Below are 281 nucleotides of genomic sequence, written 5' to 3' on the forward strand. Positions count from 1 at the left end.
GAAGCGGGCAAAATCGGCGGCAACTTCACCTGGAACGTGCGCCACGGGGCCGAGTCGGACACCTACGACCCGAACGATTTGGGGCTGCTGCAAGCCAACAACTCCGTGTCGCAAAGCCTCAATTTTGGTTACCGCAAGTTCAAGCCGTTCTGGAAAGTGAACAACCTGAATGTGTTCTGGGGAACGAGCTACGACCTGCTTTACTTCCCGAGGCGGTACCAACGAAGCAACTTCTACGCCGACGCCAACACCACCTTCACCCGCAGCTTCCTGACCATTGG

General features: G+C 56.9%; 1 protein-coding gene. It reads left to right on the forward strand.

Translation table 11 applies throughout. The features are described from left to right. The coding region (locus ACP7AJ_RS21200; RefSeq protein WP_426062232.1) for a DUF5916 domain-containing protein at window positions 1-281 on the forward strand (281 nt) is incomplete at both ends.

Origin of the sequence: Hymenobacter sp. B1770, assembly GCF_049896385.1 — a bacterium.
Classification (GTDB): domain Bacteria; phylum Bacteroidota; class Bacteroidia; order Cytophagales; family Hymenobacteraceae; genus Hymenobacter.